At 52.4% G+C, this 269-nt stretch carries 1 rRNA gene; it reads left to right on the top strand.

The features are described 5' to 3' along the window. Positions 1-269, top strand: a 23S ribosomal RNA gene (locus tag AB4Y44_RS42650); the annotation flags it as partial.

Here is a 269-nt window from a genome sequence, read left to right as displayed (position 1 = left end):
TTGACCGTACCGCAAACCGACACAGGTGGGCGAGATGAGTATTCTAAGGCGCTTGAGAGAACTCGGGAGAAGGAACTCGGCAAATTGGTACCGTAACTTCGGGATAAGGTACGCCCTGGTAGCTTGACTGGCTTGCGCCAGAAGGGTGAAGGGGTTGCAATAAACTGGTGGCTGCGACTGTTTAATAAAAACACAGCACTCTGCAAACACGAAAGTGGACGTATAGGGTGTGACGCCTGCCCGGTGCCGGAAGATTAAATGATGGGGTG

The organism is Paraburkholderia sp. BR10937 (assembly GCF_040965695.1).
GTDB lineage: Bacteria > Pseudomonadota > Gammaproteobacteria > Burkholderiales > Burkholderiaceae > Paraburkholderia.
The sequence above is the reverse complement of the archived record's forward strand: the minus strand, read 5'-3'. Positions and strand labels throughout refer to the sequence as shown.